Below are 16,703 nucleotides of genomic sequence, written 5' to 3'. Positions count from 1 at the left end.
CTGGTGGTGTATGGCGGCATCGGCCGCGCCGCGCGTGATTGGGCTTGTTTCGACAAGATCGTCGAAGCGCTGACCAACCTGAACGATAACGAAACCCTGCTGATCCAGTCCGGCAAGCCGGTCGGCGTATTCCAGACCCACGCCGACGCGCCGCGCGTTTTGCTGGCCAACTCCAACCTGGTGCCGAAATGGGCAAACTGGGAGCACTTCAACGAACTCGACCGCAAGGGCCTGTTCATGTACGGTCAGATGACTGCCGGCAGCTGGATCTATATCGGCAGCCAGGGCATCGTCCAGGGTACTTTCGAAACCTTCGCCGAAGCAGGGCGTCAGCACTTCGGGGGCGACCTGTCCGGCCGCTGGATCCTGACCGCCGGGCTGGGCGGCATGGGTGGCGCGCAGCCATTGGCCGCCACGCTGGCCGGCGCGGCTTCGCTGACCATCGAATGCAAACAGTCCAGCATCGACTTCCGCCTGCGCACCCGTTATCTCGACAAGCAAGCCAAGAGCCTGGACGATGCGCTGGAATTGATCAAATACCATACCGAGCGCAAAGAAGCGATTTCCATCGGCCTGCTCGGCAATGCCGCCGAAGTGCTGCCGGAACTGGTGAAGCGCGCCAAGGCCGGCGGCATCAAGCCGGACCTGGTGACCGACCAGACTTCCGCGCATGACCTGATCAACGGCTATCTGCCGATCGGCTGGAGCGTCGAACAATGGGTGGCGGTGCAAAACGATCCGTCGCAACAAGCGCGGCTGACTGCGGACGCTTCCAAATCCTGCGCGCAACATGTGCAAGCGATGCTGGATTTCCATGCAATGGGCATCAAGACTGTCGACTACGGCAATAACATCCGCCAAGTGGCGTTCGACCACGGCGTCAAGAATGCTTTCGATTTCCCCGGTTTCGTGCCGGCTTATATCCGGCCGCTGTTCTGCGAAGGCAAAGGGCCGTTCCGCTGGGTCGCCTTGTCCGGCGATCCGGAAGACATCTATAAAACCGATGCCAAGATCAAGGAACTCTTCCCCGAAAACAAACACGTGCACCGCTGGCTCGACATGGCGCGTGAACGGATTTCCTTCCAGGGCTTGCCGGCGCGGATTTGCTGGCTGGGCCTGGGCGAGCGCCATATCGCCGGCCTCGCGTTCAACGACATGGTGCGCACCGGCGAATTGAAAGCGCCGATCGTGATAGGCCGCGACCACCTGGATACCGGCTCGGTCGCCAGCCCCAACCGCGAAACCGAAAGCATGAAGGATGGCACCGATGCGGTGTCCGACTGGCCGTTGCTGAATGCTTTGTTGAATACTGCCGGCGGCGCGACCTGGGTTTCGCTGCATCACGGCGGCGGCGTCGGCATGGGATACTCGCAGCATGCGGGCATGGTGATTGTTGCCGACGGCACTGAAGCGGCGGAAAAGCGTCTGGCGCGGGTACTGGTCAACGATTGCGCTTCCGGCGTCATGCGCCATGCCGACGCCGGTTATGAAGCCGCGGTGGAATGTGCAAAACGTCACAATCTTAACCTGCCGATGATTAATCGCTGAGCATTGCGCATTCGCTCCTGCGTCACTAGTGACGCTGAGTAGCATAGGCAGCAAGTTGTGCCATGCTGAACTATCAATTTGAAAGAAATGAATATGAAAACATCGTTGACTCTGCAACCGGGAAAAATGTCTCTGGCGGAGATCCGCAGCATCTGGGCTGAAGCTGTTCCGCTGGCCTTGCCGCCTTCCGCTTATACCGCGATCAATGCCTCTGCGGCCACCGTGGCGCGCATAGTCGAACGTGGCGACGCCGCCTACGGCATCAATACCGGTTTCGGCAAACTGGCCAAGACCCGCATTCCGGACGAGCAGCTGGAACTGCTGCAGCGTAATCTGATCCTGTCGCACTCGGTCGGCACTGGCGACCTGATCGATGATGGCGCGGTGCGCTTGATCCTGGCCATGAAGATCGGCAGCCTGGCGCGCGGTTTTTCCGGTATCCGGGCGCAAGTCATCGATACCTTGCTGGCGATCTACAATGCCGGCATCATGCCTTGCATTCCGGTCAAGGGTTCGGTCGGCGCCTCCGGCGACCTGGCGCCGTTGTCGCACATGACTCTGGCGATTCTGGGCGAAGGACAGGTACGGGTCGATGGCAAGCCGGTTGACGCCAAGGACGCGCTGGCAAAGGCCGGCATCACGCCGATCGTGCTGGCGGCCAAGGAAGGCCTTGCGCTGATCAACGGCACGCAGGTGTCGACCGCCTTGACTCTCAACGGCTTGTTCCTCGCCGAACGCCTACTGGAAGCGGCCACCGTGACCGGCGCGCTGGCAGTCGACGCAGCGCGCGGCAGCGACGCGCCGTTCGATCCGCGCGTGCATGAAGTGCGCGGCCAGCCGGGTCAGATCGCCACGGCGAAGATCTATCGTCAGCTGCTGAGCGGCAGTGCGATCAGGCAATCGCACCTGGTCAACGACGAGCGCGTGCAAGACCCGTACAGCTTGCGTTGCCAGCCGCAGGTGATGGGCGCTTGCGTCGACATCATCAGTAACGCTGCGCGCACTTTGCTGATCGAAGCCAATGCCGTCACCGACAATCCGCTGATTTATGCAGAACATGATGAGGTGATCTCCGGTGGCAATTTCCATGCCGAGCCGGTGGCGTTTGCCGCCGATACCTTGGCGCTGGCGATTGCCGAGGTCGGCGCCTTGTCGGAGCGTCGTATCGCCTTGCTGATCGATTCTTCGTTATCGGGTTTGCCACCGTTCCTGGTGCAGTCGTCCGGCCTCAATTCCGGTTTCATGATCGCCCACGTTACCGCGGCCGCTCTGGCATCCGAGAACAAATCTCTGGCGCATCCGGCCAGCGTCGACAGCCTGCCAACTTCCGCCAACCAGGAAGATCACGTCAGCATGGCGACTTTCGCCGGCCGCCGTTTGCATGAAATGGCGCACAATACGGCAACCATCGTGGCGATTGAATTGCTGGCAGCGGCGCAGGGTGTGGATTGCCACCAGCCCTTGACTACCTCGCCATTGCTGGCGCAGGTGCAGCAGCGCTTGCGTGAGCAGGTCACGTTCTACGATAAGGATCGTTTCTTCGCGCCGGATATCGAGGCCGCCAAGCAGCTGGTGTTGCAAGGCGCGGTCAGCGCTAGTTGCAAGGACCTGTTTGCCGATTTGTACGCTCAATGAACCAGAAAATAAGCAGCAAATAAGCAAAAAATAAGCAAAAAATGAAACTGATAAAGTTCGAAGACTTGCCAGCCACGCCATGGAAAAATGGCGGTGGCGTCACGCGCGAGTTATGCAGCTATCCGGCGGCTTCCTCATTCGATGATTTCGCGTGGCGGGTGAGTATTGCCGATGTCGCCCGGTCTGGGGATTTTTCCAGCTTTCCTGGTGTCGACCGGATAATTACCTTGCTGGAGGGCGATGGCATGCAATTGCGTTCCGATAGCGGCAATCACGTATTGTTGTCGCGACTGCAACCGCATCGTTTCCGTGGCGAGGAAAAAATCGCAGCGCAGCTGGAAAACGGCGCTTGTCAGGATTTCAACCTGATGCTGAGACGCGGCGCGGCCGCCGGCGAAATCCGAGTCTGGTCTGGAGATCAAGATCTTGAGCGTGGCTGTCGTCTGTTGTTTTGCGTGCAAGGGCGCTGGGATGTGCTAGCGGCAGACGGCGAGCAAGCCACCCTGGAATCGCGCCAGACTTTGATTTGGGAAGACGGGCCGGGCGGGATGGCGCTTCGCTCCTTAAGCGCCGGCAGCATCCTGATCGGCGTCAACATCAATCTGCTATAGGAAAACAGCATGTCGTCAAGTCAAGCCAAGCAAGCCGATGGCATTTGCGATGGTGTCTGCGACGGTATCTGGCACAATGCCAGAATTGCGCCCGCCGGCAATCCCGGACAAGTCATCGCCGATGGCGCGCTGGTGGTGCGCGACGGCCTGATCGCCTGGATTGGTAGTGCGGTCGAGTTACCCGAGGAATACGGTAACGCGGATTTGCCGCGGCACGATGCCGGCAATCGCTGGATTACACCCGGCTTGATCGATTGCCATACCCATCTGGTATACGGCGGCAATCGCGCTGACGAATTTGCGCTGCGCCTGGCCGGCGCCAGCTATGAAGACATAGCGCGCAGTGGCGGCGGCATTGTATCAACCGTGCGCGCGACGCGCGAAGCCGACGAAGACAGCCTGTTCCTGCAAGCGTCGCGACGTCTCGAAGCTCTGCTGGCCGAAGGCGTGACCACGATAGAAATCAAATCCGGTTATGGCCTGGACTTGCCGACAGAACGCAAGATGCTGAAGGTTGCGCGGCGTCTCGGCGAACACTTTCCGGTCACGGTTTACACCACTTTTCTTGGCGCACATGCCTTGCCGCCGGAATACCAGGGCCGCGCCGACGACTACATCACGCTGGTGTGCGACGAGATGCTGCCGGTCCTGCATGCGGAAGGATTGGTCGATGCGGTCGACGTATTTTGCGAGAATATCGGCTTTTCGGTGGCGCAGAGCGAAAGAGTGTTCGTTGCGGCCGCCAAGCTCGGCTTGCCGGTAAAGATGCACGCCGACCAGCTTTCCAATATCGGCGGCACCGAGCTGGCGGCGCGCTTCAACGCCTTGTCGGTAGATCATCTGGAGCATCTGAGCGAAGCCGATATCGTGGCGATGCGCGAGAGCGGCACGGTCGCGGTGCTGCTGCCAGGTGCCTATTACTTCATCCGCGAAACCAGACTGCCGCCGCTGGAACTGCTGCGGCGTCATCAAATTCCCGTCGCCATTTCCACCGACAGCAATCCAGGCACCTCGCCGACCACTTCCTTGCTGCTGATGCTGAACATGTCTTGTACGCTGTTCCGCATGACCGCCGCGGAAGCCTTGATGGGCGTCACCAGCCATGCCGCGCTGGCGCTGGGCAAGGCTGACCGGCATGGCTTGCTGGCTGCGGGACGGGCCGCCGATTTTGTCGTCTGGGACGTGGAATCGCTGGCCGAACTGGCCTATTGGTCGGGACTCAATCCGTGCCGCACGATAGTGCGTGGCGGCCGCCTGAGCGCGGCATCGAAAAAAGGAGTGTCGCCATGAAGCCGGTCATCAGACAATTGATCGCCGATCGCGCCCTGTTGCCGGAAGGTTGGCGCAACAACGTCTTGCTGGAGTGGGACGAGCAGGGTATCTTGACTACCGTCCAGGCCGACGCCGAAGCACTGGCGCTGGCCCCGCGTGCCGCCGCGACGGTATTGCCGGGTATCGCCAATTTGCATTCGCATGCGTTTCAGCGCGCCATGGCCGGACTCACCGAGTATCGTTCCGATCCTAGCGACAGCTTCTGGAGCTGGCGCACCTTGATGTACCAGTTTGCTGGAAAATTGTCGCCACCCGACCTGAAGGCGGTGGCCGTGCAGTTGTATATCGAAATGCTGCAAGCGGGCTACACCTCGGTCTGTGAATTCCATTATCTGCATCACGATAAAGACGGCAAACCGTATGCCAACCCGGCGGAAAACCTGGTGTGCCTGATCGAGGCGGCGCAGGAAGTTGGGATCGGCCTGACTTTGCTGCCGGTCATGTACCAGTACAGCGGTTTCGGCGCCCAAGCGCCGCATGCCGGTCAGGCGCGTTTCATCAATTCGCCGGAGTGGATGATGGATGTGCTGCAGCGGCTGCAAGCGGCGCATCCGCAGGATGCCGGTTTGCGCTTTGGCGTTGCGCCGCACTCCTTGCGCGCGGTGTCGCCGCAATCGCTGCAGCACTTGCTGACAGCCCTCAAGCAATGGGACCTGCAGGCACCGGTACACATCCACATCGCCGAGCAACGCAAAGAGGTTGAAGACTGCATCGGCGCTCTAGGTGCAAGGCCGGTGGCCTGGCTGCTGGATAATATCGAGGTCGACCATCATTGGTGTCTGGTGCACGCTACCCATATGACGCCGGAAGAAACCCTGGGCCTGGCGCGCAGCGCAGCCGTCGCGGGTATTTGCCCGACCACCGAGGCCAATCTGGGCGACGGCATTTTCAACGGCGTCGAGTATGCCGCCGCGCAAGGCGTCTGGGGCGTCGGTTCGGACAGCCACATCAGCACCAGCCTTAGCGAAGAATTGCGTTTGTACGAATACAGCCAGCGTCTGCAGCATCGCCAGCGCAATATGCTGGTGGGCGAGCAGGGCGTTTCGGTCGGCGCCTATTTGTACCGCCAGGCCTTGCACGGCGGTGCAGCCGCCAGCGGCCGTCCGGTGGCTGGCCTGCAAGTCGGACAGCGCGCGGATTTGCTGGTGCTGGACCAACGGCACGCTGATCTGGAGGGCAAGCACGGGGATCAATTACTGGATAGTTTTGTGTTTGCACATCACGGACAAACGCCGGTGCGCGATGTCATGGTGGGCGGGCACTGGGTCATCAATGACCGCAAGCATCGCCTCCAGGAACCGAGTCTTGCTGCATATGCGAGTACCATGAAGAGATTGCTGGCCTAAACTGCGAAATCCTACCGAGCTTATTTATCTAATTTATTTACCTAATTTATGGAAAAATTCCTGTTTCATCGCGGCAGATTGCCGCTGCTGGTATCCATGCCGCATGCCGGCGAACATATACCGGAAGACATCCGGGCCACCATGAGCGCGCCGGCGCTGGATATCGCCGACACCGATTGGCATATGCCGCAGTTGTACGATTTTCTGGAGGAAATCGGCGCCTCCATCCTGGTGGCGACCCATTCGCGCTATGTGATCGACCTCAACCGGCCGCGCGATAACGTCAATCTTTATCCTGGCCAGGATACGACCGGCCTGTGTCCGGTGGATACCTTCCACAAGGAACCGTTGTATCAAGAGGGGAGAAGTCCCGACGACACCGAAATACAGCGCCGTATCACAAATTATTGGCAGCCATATCACCAGCAGCTGGAGCAGGAATTGCAGCGCATGCGGGCCGAACATGGCGTCGCCATGTTATGGGACGCGCACTCCATCGCGTCGGTGGTGCCACGGTTTTTTGAGGGACGGCTGCCGGACCTCAACCTGGGTACCGCTTCCGGTGCGTCCTGCGCGCCGGAACTGGAACAGCAGCTACAGCAGGTTGCTGCTCAGGCGACGGGCTACAGCCATGCCTTGAACGGGCGTTTCAAGGGCGGCCATATCACGCGCCATTATGGCAAGCCGCAGCAGAATATCCACGCGGTCCAGCTGGAGCAGACGCAAATCACCTATATGGAAGAACAGTTGCCGTTCGCCTTCGATCCGGAACTGGCAGCTCGGGTGCAGCCTACCTTGCGCCGTTTCATGGAAGTGATGCTGGCGTGGGGTAACGCGCACGCCGTATAAGTTACAGTGATTACGGTTGCTCCGGGCAAGGCGCCAGCACGATGGCGCTTTTGTCGTCTGGCCGATCGCTATGACGATTCCAGATGGCCCGATACAAGCGTTCAAGATCGCGTGTGAAGCGCGGCGTATCGAATAGCGGAGAGCTCAAGCGCGCGTTTGCCAGCCGTTGCCGCAATGCCGCGCGCCGCTCCGGCGCGCATGCCAGCGACAGCGCCAGTTCAACATAATTCTCATCATCCGCAGCAATCAATTCAGGAAAGCCATGCGCGTTGAGCAGGCTGGCCGCCACTCGGCCCGCAAACAGTTTTCCCATTTTGGTAATCAGCGGCACTCCGGCCCACAGTGCATCGCTGGCGGTGGTGTGCGAGTTGCAGGGAAAAGTGTCCAGTGCAAGGTCGGCCAGTTGCAAGCGCCCCAGATGCTGTTCCAACGGCAGGCGCGGCGCGAAGATGAGACGTTGCGGCGCGATGCCGTGGACTTGCGCGTGCCGCCGCAGATTGTCTTCAGTCTGCGCCGACTCAGGCGAGAGCAGCCATAGCACGCTGTCGGGCGTCGTTTGCAGCAGGCGGCACCAGAGACTGAAATCGGCGGGATTGATTTTCAGTATCTGGTTGAAACTGCAAAATACCAATCCTTGTTCGGGCAATCCGGCGCTGACCCGATCAGGTCTGGGCGCAATGTGGCGGTGGCGGTCGTTGGGTTGATAGCAATGCGGCATCAGTGCCAGGGTTTCACTGAAATCATCCGCATGCTGCGCCGGCGTCACTACAGGGTCGCCGATGATGTAGTCAGCCAAACGCGACTGGCCCAGACTGCCGGGATAGCCCAGCCAGCTGACAACGACTGGCGCCGGCCGCAAAGCGCAAATGCCGAGACGCGCGCCGGTGGTATAACCCTTGAGATCTACCAGCATATGCAAGCCGGCCGCGGCAATCTCGCTGGCTGCGGCTTCGTCGGACAATTGACGGATGTCATGCAGTTGCACGCCAGCTCTGGCAATCCTGCGCGTGAAGATGTCATCGCGTGGCGGACCGTAGGAATACAGATGAATTTCCACCTGCTGCGGATCATGCTCTTCCAGCACCCCTGCGAGCAAGTGCATGGTGGCGTGTTCATAGAAATCGGAGGAGAGATAGCCGATCTTCAGCACGCGATCATCAGGCGCATTGTTGATAACAAGAGCGGGAGTTTGCAAGGCCTGCGCCCATTTGCGTTCGGCGAATTGTCGTCCAGCCTGGCGATGGGTGATGGCAGAAAGCGTAGGAATATTCAGTAAGGACCAGGGCTCGGTTTCCAGGGCTTTGTTTTGCAAAGCCTGCAATGTGGCGGCATCGTATTGCGCAAGATTTTCCCAGACGGCCTGTTTGCGAGAGACGCGCTGCAACTGGCCCCAATCGCCAATGCCGCGATAAATCTCGCTTGCCTTCGCATAGCGTTTCTTGTTTTCCAGCAGGTTGCCCAGCGCGACACGGGATTCAAATGCAGTTGGCGCCAGAGCAATTGCCTTGCGCAGCATGACTTCCGCTTCGTCGGTCCGGTAGGTTTCGCGCAGCAGGATGCCGAGGTTCTGGAAGGCGACAGCATAGGCAGGGTTGTGCAAAATGGCGTCTCTGTATAGTGCTTCCGCCTCCTCATGCTGGCGGCGCGCCGTCAGGATATTAGCCAGGTTGTTACTTGCTTGCGCATTTTTAGGCGCTAGCAGCAGGGTCTGCCGAAACGAGGCGATGGCGGCGTCGATCTTATGCAGGGCGCGCTGGGTCAGCGCCAGGTTCAGGTAAAAACTCGGATCTTGCTTGAGCTTCAGGGTGCGGCCGAACAATTCTTCCGCTTCTGCGAGTTTGCAGAGCTGGTAGCAGGCGACTGCCCATAAATGGCAAGCATCGGCGTTCTTTGGTGCAGCGATGGCCAGCGCTTTGCTCAAGGTCTCGGCTTTGGAAAAATCCCCTGCATTCAGAGCGGCAAGCGCCAGGCTGAACTGTTGCGAACCGAGGGCGGGGCGTTGGGATCTGGAGGTGTTTTTTCGCATTTTGCTCATCTGTATTGACAAATGCCGCCACGCTCAAGAGGGCAAGCAGCATTGTCGAAACAGAGCGCAACCGGCTAATTTTTACTGTTGGGTAGCATAGCGGGGATATAGTGGTAACTCTATGGGACAAATCTGATTTTCAAGCCGGTTGGACATTGATTCGGCTTTGCGAGGGCCGTTATAGCCAATACCCCAGCGAACGCGCCGCCCATTCCTTGACACGCTCGGAAAACGGCCGTTGCTTCCATTGCTCCAGCGTGATTTGTTCTGAACCGCGGATATCTTCGCTGAAGGCTCTTTCCATTTCGCCGCCAAACTCGTCATCGATGATGATCACATTGGCTTCGTAGTTGTGCAGGAAGCTGCGGATATCCAGGTTGGCGGAGCCGACGGTAGACCAACTGCTGTCGATGACAGCGGTTTTGGCGTGCAGCACTGAAACCTGTAGCTGGTAAATATGGATGCCGGCGCCAAGCAGCTGCGTATAAAAGGACTGGCCAGCCTGGAACGCCAGCCCGCTGTCGCTCACGCTGGGCAAAATCAGGCTGACATCGATCCCGCGTTTGGCTGCGGCGACCAGGGCATCCACCAACTGATGGTCAGGGGCGAAATAAGGGGTGGTGATGTGGATACTCTTGCGTGCCTGCTGGATCGCCAGGATGTAGGCTTTGTAAAGGCTGTAGTCACCGTCGGGCTGGCTACTCAGCACATGCACCGTCTTGTCGCCGGCCGGCTCTGGTTTCGGAAAGTAATTCAGGTCCGGCAAATCGTCTGTATGTTGCGTGGCCCAGGTTTGCATGAACAGTAATTGCAGGGACGCGACCGCCGGGCCTTCGATCTGCACATGGGTGTCGCGCCAGCCGACTGCGCCTGCATCGGCCTTGCGGCGCGAGCGGAACAAGGAGCTGTTGGCATACGCCGCGCTGATATTGACGCCGCCGGTGAAGCCGATCTTGCCGTCCACTACCAGGATTTTGCGATGGTCGCGATGATTCAGCTGCCAGCGGCCGAAGCGCTTGAGCGGATTGACCGGATTGAATTCGACCAGTTTGATGCCGGCTGCACGCATGTGCTCGAAAAATTCGGCAGGGGTGCCGATACTGCCGACGCTGTCATAAATGATGTTGACCTGGACCCCGGCGCGCTGCTTTTCAATCAGCAGATCTGCAAAGCGCAGGCCGAGCTGGTCCTGGTCGAAAATATAGGTCTCAAAATTGATGGTGCTTTTCGCTTGCTCGATGGCGGCGATCATCGCCGTCGTAGTTTGCGGCCCGTCGAACAGCAGGGTGACTTTGTTGCCGGTGATCAGCCGGCTGCCGGTGACGGCTTCCTCCATCGCCGCCAGCGTGTTCTGGCGTGACGATACATCTACCGTGCCGGTGCTGGGCGTGGCGGCCTTGGGCAGCGAGGCGCCGAGGTTGCTGACGTCGGGCAGGGTGGAGCAGGCCGCCGTCAGGATGCCCAAAAGCGCGGCCAGGTAGAAGCGCAAGGGGCGCAACAAGCGCCGCTGCGACTGTTTATTCAACATGTAGCTCCATATCTCTCAGGCGCATTGACGATGTGACTCTTCGTACGTTGCCGTTCGGATACTACCTTGTCGTGTTGGTTTTTGCTCGATTTTGCTTGATTCTGATTGATGACAGAGAGGTCAAGCCAACATAGCGCGAGCTGACCCATCAATATTGCTAGGTGCCGAGGTTTTTCTCTCCCTCTTCCTGGATAGGAACGCGCTTGGGAGGAATGAAAAAGTCCTTCGGTTTTTTCAAAAAGCGTGAAAACACCGCCTTGGCCAAGGTCCAGCCATGGTGGAAACGTACTTGCCGTGCGCGCAAGGCGACGAACAGCGCCAGCGAAAAACTCACCCACAGGTTGACGGTGCCGATGGCCAGCACGCCGATCACTGAAATGACGGCGGTGTACCAGCCGATATGGTTATCCAGCCCTACTAACGCGGTGGCGAAGTTGGTCGCCGAAAACGTGATGTGACGGATATCGATCGGCAAGCCGAGCATGAAACCGATGGTGCCGATGGTGCCGAGCAGGATGCCGAAGTAGAAATTTCCCATCAGACCACCCAGGTTGTGCTCCAGGTATTCGCCGAAACGCAGCAGGCGCGGCTTGCCCATCAGCTTGCCGAGCCAGCGCGCGCGCGCCACCCGTTGCGCCATATGGGTGTAGAGCGCCTTGTTATCGTAATAGCCCGAAATCAGGCCTGCCAGGAACAGGCAGACGCCGGCGATCGCAGCGTGGAACAGCGCCAGGCTGGCGAACGGATCGATGTCGTGCAACAGATGCGCGGCCTTGTCCGGCGTCACCAGGTGATGGCCGAACAAGGCGTGGTAGCCGAGCCCGATCAGATAGGCGACCGGAAACGCCAGCAGCAGATTGCCGGCCACCGCAATGAACTGGGTGCGAACCACCTTGACGATCAGCTCGACCAGACTGTCGATATCGATATTGCGGCCATCCCCGCTTTGCAACCCCGAAGCGATGCGCGAGGCAGTCATGGCCGGCTGTTTGGTGGCGACCGTGAAATGCAGCACATGGATCAGCATGAAGCCGACCGAATAATTCATGCTGAACAAGAATGCTTCCACCAGCGGCGCCGCGCGCAGGTAGGACGCCAGGATCTTCAGCATCGACATGAAGCCGATGATGATCCCGGCGCCTGAGGCGGAGCGGAACATGGCGCCGTACTCGGAGCGGTCTTCGGCGATGTAGTGCTCACCGGTGCGGCTGGCGTTCTCCGTGACGTTGCGCGCCAGCAGGTTGATATTATCGGCAAACAGTTCGCGCACCGCGTACTTGCGGTTATGGCCTTCGATCAGTTCCCGGCCCAATGCCAGGGCCTGGGTGCGTTTGGCGAACTGTCTGGCGCTAGCCAACGCCTCCGCTTCATGAAGGTCGAGCGGGCCTTCCGGTTTTTCGGTATTCGGCGCGCTGATGCTGACTGCGCCGACATCGACCAGATTGAGCAGCTTGCGCAGGCGCGCGATGCTTTGCTCCAGCCTGACCAGCAGATAGGTGAGCGAAACGCTGCTGCCCATGCGTAGCGCGTTCTTGCGGATCTTGAGGACGATGGTGTCGCACTGGTCCAGCATCACCGACAGGTGCCGCGCATCTTCCAGCGGCGGCAGGTCGGCCAGCGGCACTGCGGAATCGGCGGCCGCCAAGTGGTGACGGTAGCTGTTCAGGTACAAATGCAGCTCGACGTTCTGCATCAGGAACGGCGATTCGAATTCGTCGATGCTGGGATACAGCCTGAGCAGAGCCGGTTCCAGGCCCATGGCGCTGATCCGGTAAGACAAGGTCTGGATCGCTTCCAGCAATTCGCCTACGGTTTTGTGACGGTCGACGGCGTCGCTTGCGGCGTTGTTGTCGGCGTCGGTATAGGGTGCGGCCTGGTTTAGCAGCTCAAACAGGCTGAGCCATTCTGCATCGGGTATGGCATTGATCCACAGATAGTCGGTTTCAGCCGGCAGCAGGCGATCGAGGCAATCGCGCAGGTAGTTTTCATCGAGCGCCGGCGGCAATATGCGAAACGACAGGCGCTGGAACAGCTCGGTAAAAAAGCCGGCGTTCGGCAAGATGCCGGTATCGGTATACAGGCTGATCTGGCGGCGCGTGGAAAACAGCCTTAGGACATAATGGCGCAGGGCGCTGGCCTGGGCTGGTTCGCCGTGCAGCAGCTGCACCAGAACGCGCAGGTTCTCGGCCGCTTCGGCGACCAGTTCCGGTTTGCGCGGGCGCAATGTCTTGATCAAGGCCACCAGGTGATCGGTATTGTCTGAGTTCGGATCGGCGGCGATAAGATTTAGTGTTGACAGCATGTAAAGTTTTGTAAAATGCAAAGTCGATAGTGTACGTTCAGTTTAACCAAACCGGTTTTTGATGTGCGCGAATGTTCTGTCTAGAAATGTTAAATAAGGAAATATGAAAATTATTAATGAGTTTGCTAACAAGCAATTTTTCGGCAAATTCCTGTCCGGCCTGTCCCTGTTATTCCTGTTGGCGGCCTGCCAAAACCTGACGCCGGCGCCAGATCCTGCCGATGCCGCAGAGGTTGATCATCTGTTGCAGTTGATCGATCAGCGTCTCGATGTCGCACCCATGGTGGCCAAGGCCAAATGGGATTCCGGCGGCGCCATCAACGATCCGCCGCGCGAACAACTGATTCTGGATACGCTGACCACGCAGGCCAGCGGCTTGGACGCGGTTTTTGTGCGGAGGTTCTTCCAGGCCCAGTTTGACGCCAGCAAAGCCTTGCAATTGAGCTTGCACGCGCAATGGCGGCAGCAGGACGCCGGCAAGTTCAGCGACGCGCCCGATCTCGGCCGCGATGTGAGGCCCGTGCTGGACCAGTTGACACCGCAATTGATCGCCTCGCTGCGCCATATGCAGCCTTTACTGGCGGCGCCGGGCATGCGCGCATATATCGAAACCCGCGCGCGCGCGTTGGTGCGCGGAGATGTTGACGGCTTGCCGCGGCGGATGGCGGTCGCGGGCTTGTTTGCCAATTAACCCGGCGAGGGTGGGACAAGAGCGGCTAACTAAACCTATTATCTCGCCCAGAACCTCGGCGAACACATATAGCGCCACGGCGAGGCCATGAAGGTATGCTTCGGCTTCGCCGGCCACAAGCTAGGGCGACGCCGGATCGGCCTCGGCCACCGCCACCGCTTCGGCGAGGTCCATCATGGCCTGCCGCGTGGCTCGCAGCGTAGCTTCGCCCAACCGATGCGACAGGCTCGCCTTGGCGCGCTCCCACACCGGCAAGGCTTCATTCATCAGCGCCAGCCCCGATAGCGTCAGACTCAGCCGTTTGCCCGCACGACCTCGGCCGCCCTCGGCCTCGACCAACCCTCGCTGCTGCAGGGCTTGGACACCGCGGCTCAGCGTCGTGGCATCAACCCCAGCGCTCGCCGCTAGATCAACCACGCTCGCCCTATGGGTAGCGCCGACGCCTACCAGCAGACTGAACTGCTCGGCCGTCAGTCCAAGCGGCTTGAAACAACCATTATAGAAACGCGTGAGCGCGCGCGCCGTGGCGCGGGCTTGAAAGCCCGGACATTCCACTGCGACACGCTTCAGCAACGACAGGTCAAGTTCGCTCACGGTTCCGTCCTGGATAAAAATCGTCAACTCGATAATGCAGATACATTATAATGTATATACATTATTTGGAGATGTTCATGCCAGCCTTTGTCCATATCAATCTGCGCGTCATCGATCCGGCCAAGCAAGCCGCGCTCGCGCCTCGCTTCCTGGCCGCGCTGGAGGAAGCCGGCGGCCGAATCCTCCACTTCGGTCCTGTCGCTCGGGTGCTGGAAGGCGACGACGCTCCGCTGCCTCTGGCCGGCGTTTTCGAATTTTCCACTCTGGCGGCGGCGTTGGATTTCTACGGATCGGAGCGCTACGCCCCGATCAAGGCCGAGCGCCAGGAAGCGCAGCAGGCGCGGATGTTTGTCGTCGAGGGCGGCTAGCCGCGGCTCCTAGCCGCTCTAAGCCAGCCGCTGCTTATTTGCGCATCATCCGCCTCAACGGCGCCGGCAGGTAATTGAAAAGGGCGACCAGGCTGTGCATCTGCCAGGGGAACACGCAGCGCGCCTGGCGTTGCGCTATGGCCGCGACGATGCGCGTCACGGCTTGTTGCTCGCTCTGCAGAAATGGTTTGCGGCTGGCATCGCCATGGTTCAGTTCACGTAGCTTGGCGGTATCGATATAACCCGGCACGATCACCGTGACCGCAATCGAGAACGGCGCCAGCGCCTTGCGATAGGTTTCGCACAGCATGATGACCATGCGTTTGGTGGCGCTGTACAAGGATGCGCCGGGGTAGTCACTCAGCAATCCGGCGATCGAGGAAATCGCGACCAGTTGGCCGGCTTTGCGCGCCAGCATTTTTTGGGAAGCCAGCTCGAACGCGTGGTTCAAGCCGCTGACATTGGTCAGCAGCATCCGCAGCACGGTCATAGGTTCCAGCTGAACGCTGGGTGTGTTGAAATACAGGCCTGCGGTCACGATCAAGAGATCCAGTCCATCGCTGGAAAAATCGTCAATCGCGCCGGAGAGCGCCGCTCTGTCGGCGATATCCAGCTGGTAAAGTCGGGTGGCGGGATAGCGCTCGACGATGCCTGGCTCCAGGCGTTGCAGATCGCGGCCGCAGAGGGCCAACTGGTCTCCGAGAGAGAGATAGTGCCGCGCCAGCGCCAGCCCGATGCCGCTGGTGCCGCCGATAATCATGATCCTCACGCGCTACCCTTGTTGTGCCTGGTGGCGTGGCGCATGTGTTGCTTGTGGTTGGCGCCAGGTTTGGCAAAGGCTTCCAGCCCGCGCTGGTAGCCATACTGCCATTGGTCCTCCACATGGTCCAGATAGGTTTCGTAGCGCGCCGGCATCAGCAGGCGGAAACGGTTCTTCGACCACGACACTTTCTTTTGCATGCCGCCTTTCTGGAACACGCTGTCGACATCCGAGGCGTCGATCCAGACATCGGCAAACTGGCTATGCACATGGCGCAGCCGCTGATTGCCGTCGACTCCCAGCACCGCTCGCCACGCCGGAATGGCGAGCGCCTGGCTGAACGGCGCTTTCAATTCCATGATGACTCTGTGCGCCAGCCGCTTCGCCAGTTCGATCGGGAACAGGTCCACCACGCCACCGGTGTAGTGGCTGGCCTGGTGCGAGTGGCAGCGGAAATAGAACATGTCTGAAATCGAAATCCGCACGGCGTCGCCGATAGGCATCTCGACATCGGTCAGCAGTTGCGGCGCGATGGCGTTGTCGCCCCATATCGGATCGCTCAGTGGTGACGACATGCCCTCCAGCAGCGCTGCGGTGCGTGCTTCGCCGAATACCGTTTCGGCAAACAGTTTCCGGTGTTTTCTGGGCTTGCCGACCTCCTCTTTGCCAAACAGCATTTTGCCGCCGACGATGGCTACTGCTACCGCAGATTCGGATGGCTGCCGGAGCTGGGGCAGGGGCAACCGGGCCGGAATGTCAAAAAAATAGTCGCTGAATAAATCCGGGATAACGCGTGCGCGCTTGGCCGTCAGACGACGTTTGATGGCGTGCACGAACGAGCGGCCGATGGCGGCTTTTGGCGTCGATTGCAAACCGCACAGGAACTGGTACATGGCCGGCGAGCTGATCCAGGCCTTGCGTTGCGCATCATCGGGTAGCGCCTGGATCACCGCCGCAGCGATCGAGCCGCCGCAGCTGGCGAGCAGTAAATCCGGCTTGTTGCCGGTGTCGACGGCTGCCGCGTACATGCCAAGATAATAGCCGAAGCGGAAGCCGCCGCCAGCCATCACCATGCAACATTGATATTTTTCGGGTTGAGTCATGAGCTAGAAT

The 16,703-nt window shown here is 59.6% G+C and carries 14 protein-coding genes; 8 read left to right on the top strand and 6 right to left on the bottom strand.

The genetic code is table 11. The features are described from left to right. From hutU to hutG, 6 genes are all read left to right on the top strand, one after another. Positions 1-1,548: urocanate hydratase (hutU, locus tag ABI171_RS02045; protein WP_348090948.1), on the top strand; the 1,548-nt coding region annotated here is incomplete at its 5' end. A gap of 87 nt (positions 1,549-1,635) precedes the next feature. Next, positions 1,636-3,183 (top strand): histidine ammonia-lyase, encoded by a 1,548-nt coding sequence (hutH, locus tag ABI171_RS02040; protein WP_348090947.1) that lies wholly within the window; start codon positions 1,636-1,638, stop codon positions 3,181-3,183. 41 nt (positions 3,184-3,224) lie between these two features. Next, positions 3,225-3,794 carry a HutD family protein gene (locus tag ABI171_RS02035; RefSeq protein ID WP_348090946.1) on the top strand — a complete coding sequence of 190 codons (570 nt, stop codon included), beginning with the start codon at positions 3,225-3,227 and terminating at the stop codon, positions 3,792-3,794. Positions 3,795-3,803: 9 nt separating this feature from the next. Next, the gene (gene hutI, locus ABI171_RS02030) at positions 3,804-5,084 is read left to right on the top strand and encodes an imidazolonepropionase (RefSeq protein WP_348090945.1); all 1,281 of its coding nucleotides are present in this window, start codon (positions 3,804-3,806) and stop codon (positions 5,082-5,084) included. After that, entirely contained in the window at positions 5,081-6,472 is a 1,392-nt protein-coding gene (locus tag ABI171_RS02025; protein ID WP_348090944.1) for a formimidoylglutamate deiminase, read from the top strand. The genes hutI and ABI171_RS02025 overlap by 4 nt, the downstream gene beginning before the upstream one ends. 48 nt (positions 6,473-6,520) lie before the next feature. Then, the gene (gene hutG, locus ABI171_RS02020; protein ID WP_348090943.1) at positions 6,521-7,321 is read left to right on the top strand and encodes an N-formylglutamate deformylase; all 801 of its coding nucleotides are present in this window, start codon (positions 6,521-6,523) and stop codon (positions 7,319-7,321) included. Between the two features lie 10 nt (positions 7,322-7,331). Here the strand turns inward: hutG and ABI171_RS02015 are convergent, their stop codons facing one another. The 3 genes from ABI171_RS02015 to ABI171_RS02005 all read right to left on the bottom strand — a co-directional run bounded on the left by ABI171_RS02015 (position 7,332) and on the right by ABI171_RS02005 (position 13,177). Further along, positions 7,332-9,347 carry a tetratricopeptide repeat protein gene (locus ABI171_RS02015; RefSeq protein ID WP_348090942.1) on the bottom strand — a complete coding sequence of 672 codons (2,016 nt, stop codon included), beginning with the start codon at positions 9,345-9,347 and terminating at the stop codon, positions 7,332-7,334. Positions 9,348-9,525: 178 nt separating this feature from the next. Then, positions 9,526-10,875, bottom strand: coding sequence for a cardiolipin synthase (gene cls, locus ABI171_RS02010; protein WP_348090941.1), 1,350 nt, complete (start codon positions 10,873-10,875; stop codon positions 9,526-9,528). Positions 10,876-11,032: 157 nt separating this feature from the next. Beyond that, positions 11,033-13,177, bottom strand: coding sequence for a site-specific recombinase (locus tag ABI171_RS02005; RefSeq protein ID WP_348090940.1), 2,145 nt, complete (start codon positions 13,175-13,177; stop codon positions 11,033-11,035). 103 nt (positions 13,178-13,280) lie between these two features. On the opposite strand from ABI171_RS02005, the gene aroQ reads away from it, so the two are divergent. Then, positions 13,281-13,868 carry a gamma subclass chorismate mutase AroQ gene (gene aroQ, locus ABI171_RS02000; RefSeq protein WP_348090939.1) on the top strand — a complete coding sequence of 196 codons (588 nt, stop codon included), beginning with the start codon at positions 13,281-13,283 and terminating at the stop codon, positions 13,866-13,868. Positions 13,869-13,988: 120 nt separating this feature from the next. Here the strand turns inward: aroQ and ABI171_RS01995 are convergent, their stop codons facing one another. After that, positions 13,989-14,462 (bottom strand): MarR family winged helix-turn-helix transcriptional regulator, encoded by a 474-nt coding sequence (locus ABI171_RS01995; RefSeq protein WP_348090938.1) that lies wholly within the window; start codon positions 14,460-14,462, stop codon positions 13,989-13,991. Positions 14,463-14,539: 77 nt separating this feature from the next. On the opposite strand from ABI171_RS01995, the gene ABI171_RS01990 reads away from it, so the two are divergent. Then, positions 14,540-14,830 (top strand): DUF1330 domain-containing protein, encoded by a 291-nt coding sequence (locus tag ABI171_RS01990; RefSeq protein ID WP_348090937.1) that lies wholly within the window; start codon positions 14,540-14,542, stop codon positions 14,828-14,830. Between the two features lie 34 nt (positions 14,831-14,864). Here the strand turns inward: ABI171_RS01990 and ABI171_RS01985 are convergent, their stop codons facing one another. Further along, positions 14,865-15,590: an SDR family NAD(P)-dependent oxidoreductase gene (locus tag ABI171_RS01985; RefSeq protein ID WP_348090955.1), complete on the bottom strand. Its 726-nt coding sequence runs from the start codon at positions 15,588-15,590 to the stop codon at positions 14,865-14,867. Between the two features lie 5 nt (positions 15,591-15,595). After that, a complete protein-coding gene (locus ABI171_RS01980) occupies positions 15,596-16,693 on the bottom strand; it encodes a patatin-like phospholipase family protein (RefSeq protein ID WP_348090936.1) in 1,098 nt (365 codons plus the stop codon). Positions 16,694-16,703 lie beyond the last annotated feature (10 nt).

It is taken from the genome of Collimonas sp. (assembly GCF_039923675.1).
Classification (GTDB): domain Bacteria; phylum Pseudomonadota; class Gammaproteobacteria; order Burkholderiales; family Burkholderiaceae_D; genus Collimonas.
Note: the sequence above shows the minus strand (reverse complement) of the source record. Positions and strands in the feature narration are given on the sequence as shown.

Excerpts from the sequence above, each read along its gene's own strand:
- ABI171_RS02025 (WP_348090944.1), top strand. The coding sequence starts at position 5,081 with ATGAAGCCGGTCATCAGACAATTGATCGCCGATCGCGCCCTGTTGCCG.
- cls (WP_348090941.1), bottom strand. The coding sequence starts at position 10,875 with ATGTTGAATAAACAGTCGCAGCGGCGCTTGTTGCGCCCCTTGCGCTTC.
- aroQ (WP_348090939.1), top strand. The coding sequence starts at position 13,281 with ATGAAAATTATTAATGAGTTTGCTAACAAGCAATTTTTCGGCAAATTC.
- ABI171_RS02005 (WP_348090940.1), bottom strand. The coding sequence starts at position 13,177 with ATGCTGTCAACACTAAATCTTATCGCCGCCGATCCGAACTCAGACAAT.
- hutI (WP_348090945.1), top strand. The coding sequence starts at position 3,804 with ATGTCGTCAAGTCAAGCCAAGCAAGCCGATGGCATTTGCGATGGTGTC.
- ABI171_RS01980 (WP_348090936.1), bottom strand. The coding sequence starts at position 16,693 with ATGACTCAACCCGAAAAATATCAATGTTGCATGGTGATGGCTGGCGGC.
- ABI171_RS02035 (WP_348090946.1), top strand. The coding sequence starts at position 3,225 with ATGAAACTGATAAAGTTCGAAGACTTGCCAGCCACGCCATGGAAAAAT.
- hutG (WP_348090943.1), top strand. The coding sequence starts at position 6,521 with ATGGAAAAATTCCTGTTTCATCGCGGCAGATTGCCGCTGCTGGTATCC.
- hutH (WP_348090947.1), top strand. The coding sequence starts at position 1,636 with ATGAATATGAAAACATCGTTGACTCTGCAACCGGGAAAAATGTCTCTG.
- ABI171_RS02015 (WP_348090942.1), bottom strand. The coding sequence starts at position 9,347 with ATGCGAAAAAACACCTCCAGATCCCAACGCCCCGCCCTCGGTTCGCAA.
- ABI171_RS01985 (WP_348090955.1), bottom strand. The coding sequence starts at position 15,590 with ATGATTATCGGCGGCACCAGCGGCATCGGGCTGGCGCTGGCGCGGCAC.
- ABI171_RS01990 (WP_348090937.1), top strand. The coding sequence starts at position 14,540 with ATGCCAGCCTTTGTCCATATCAATCTGCGCGTCATCGATCCGGCCAAG.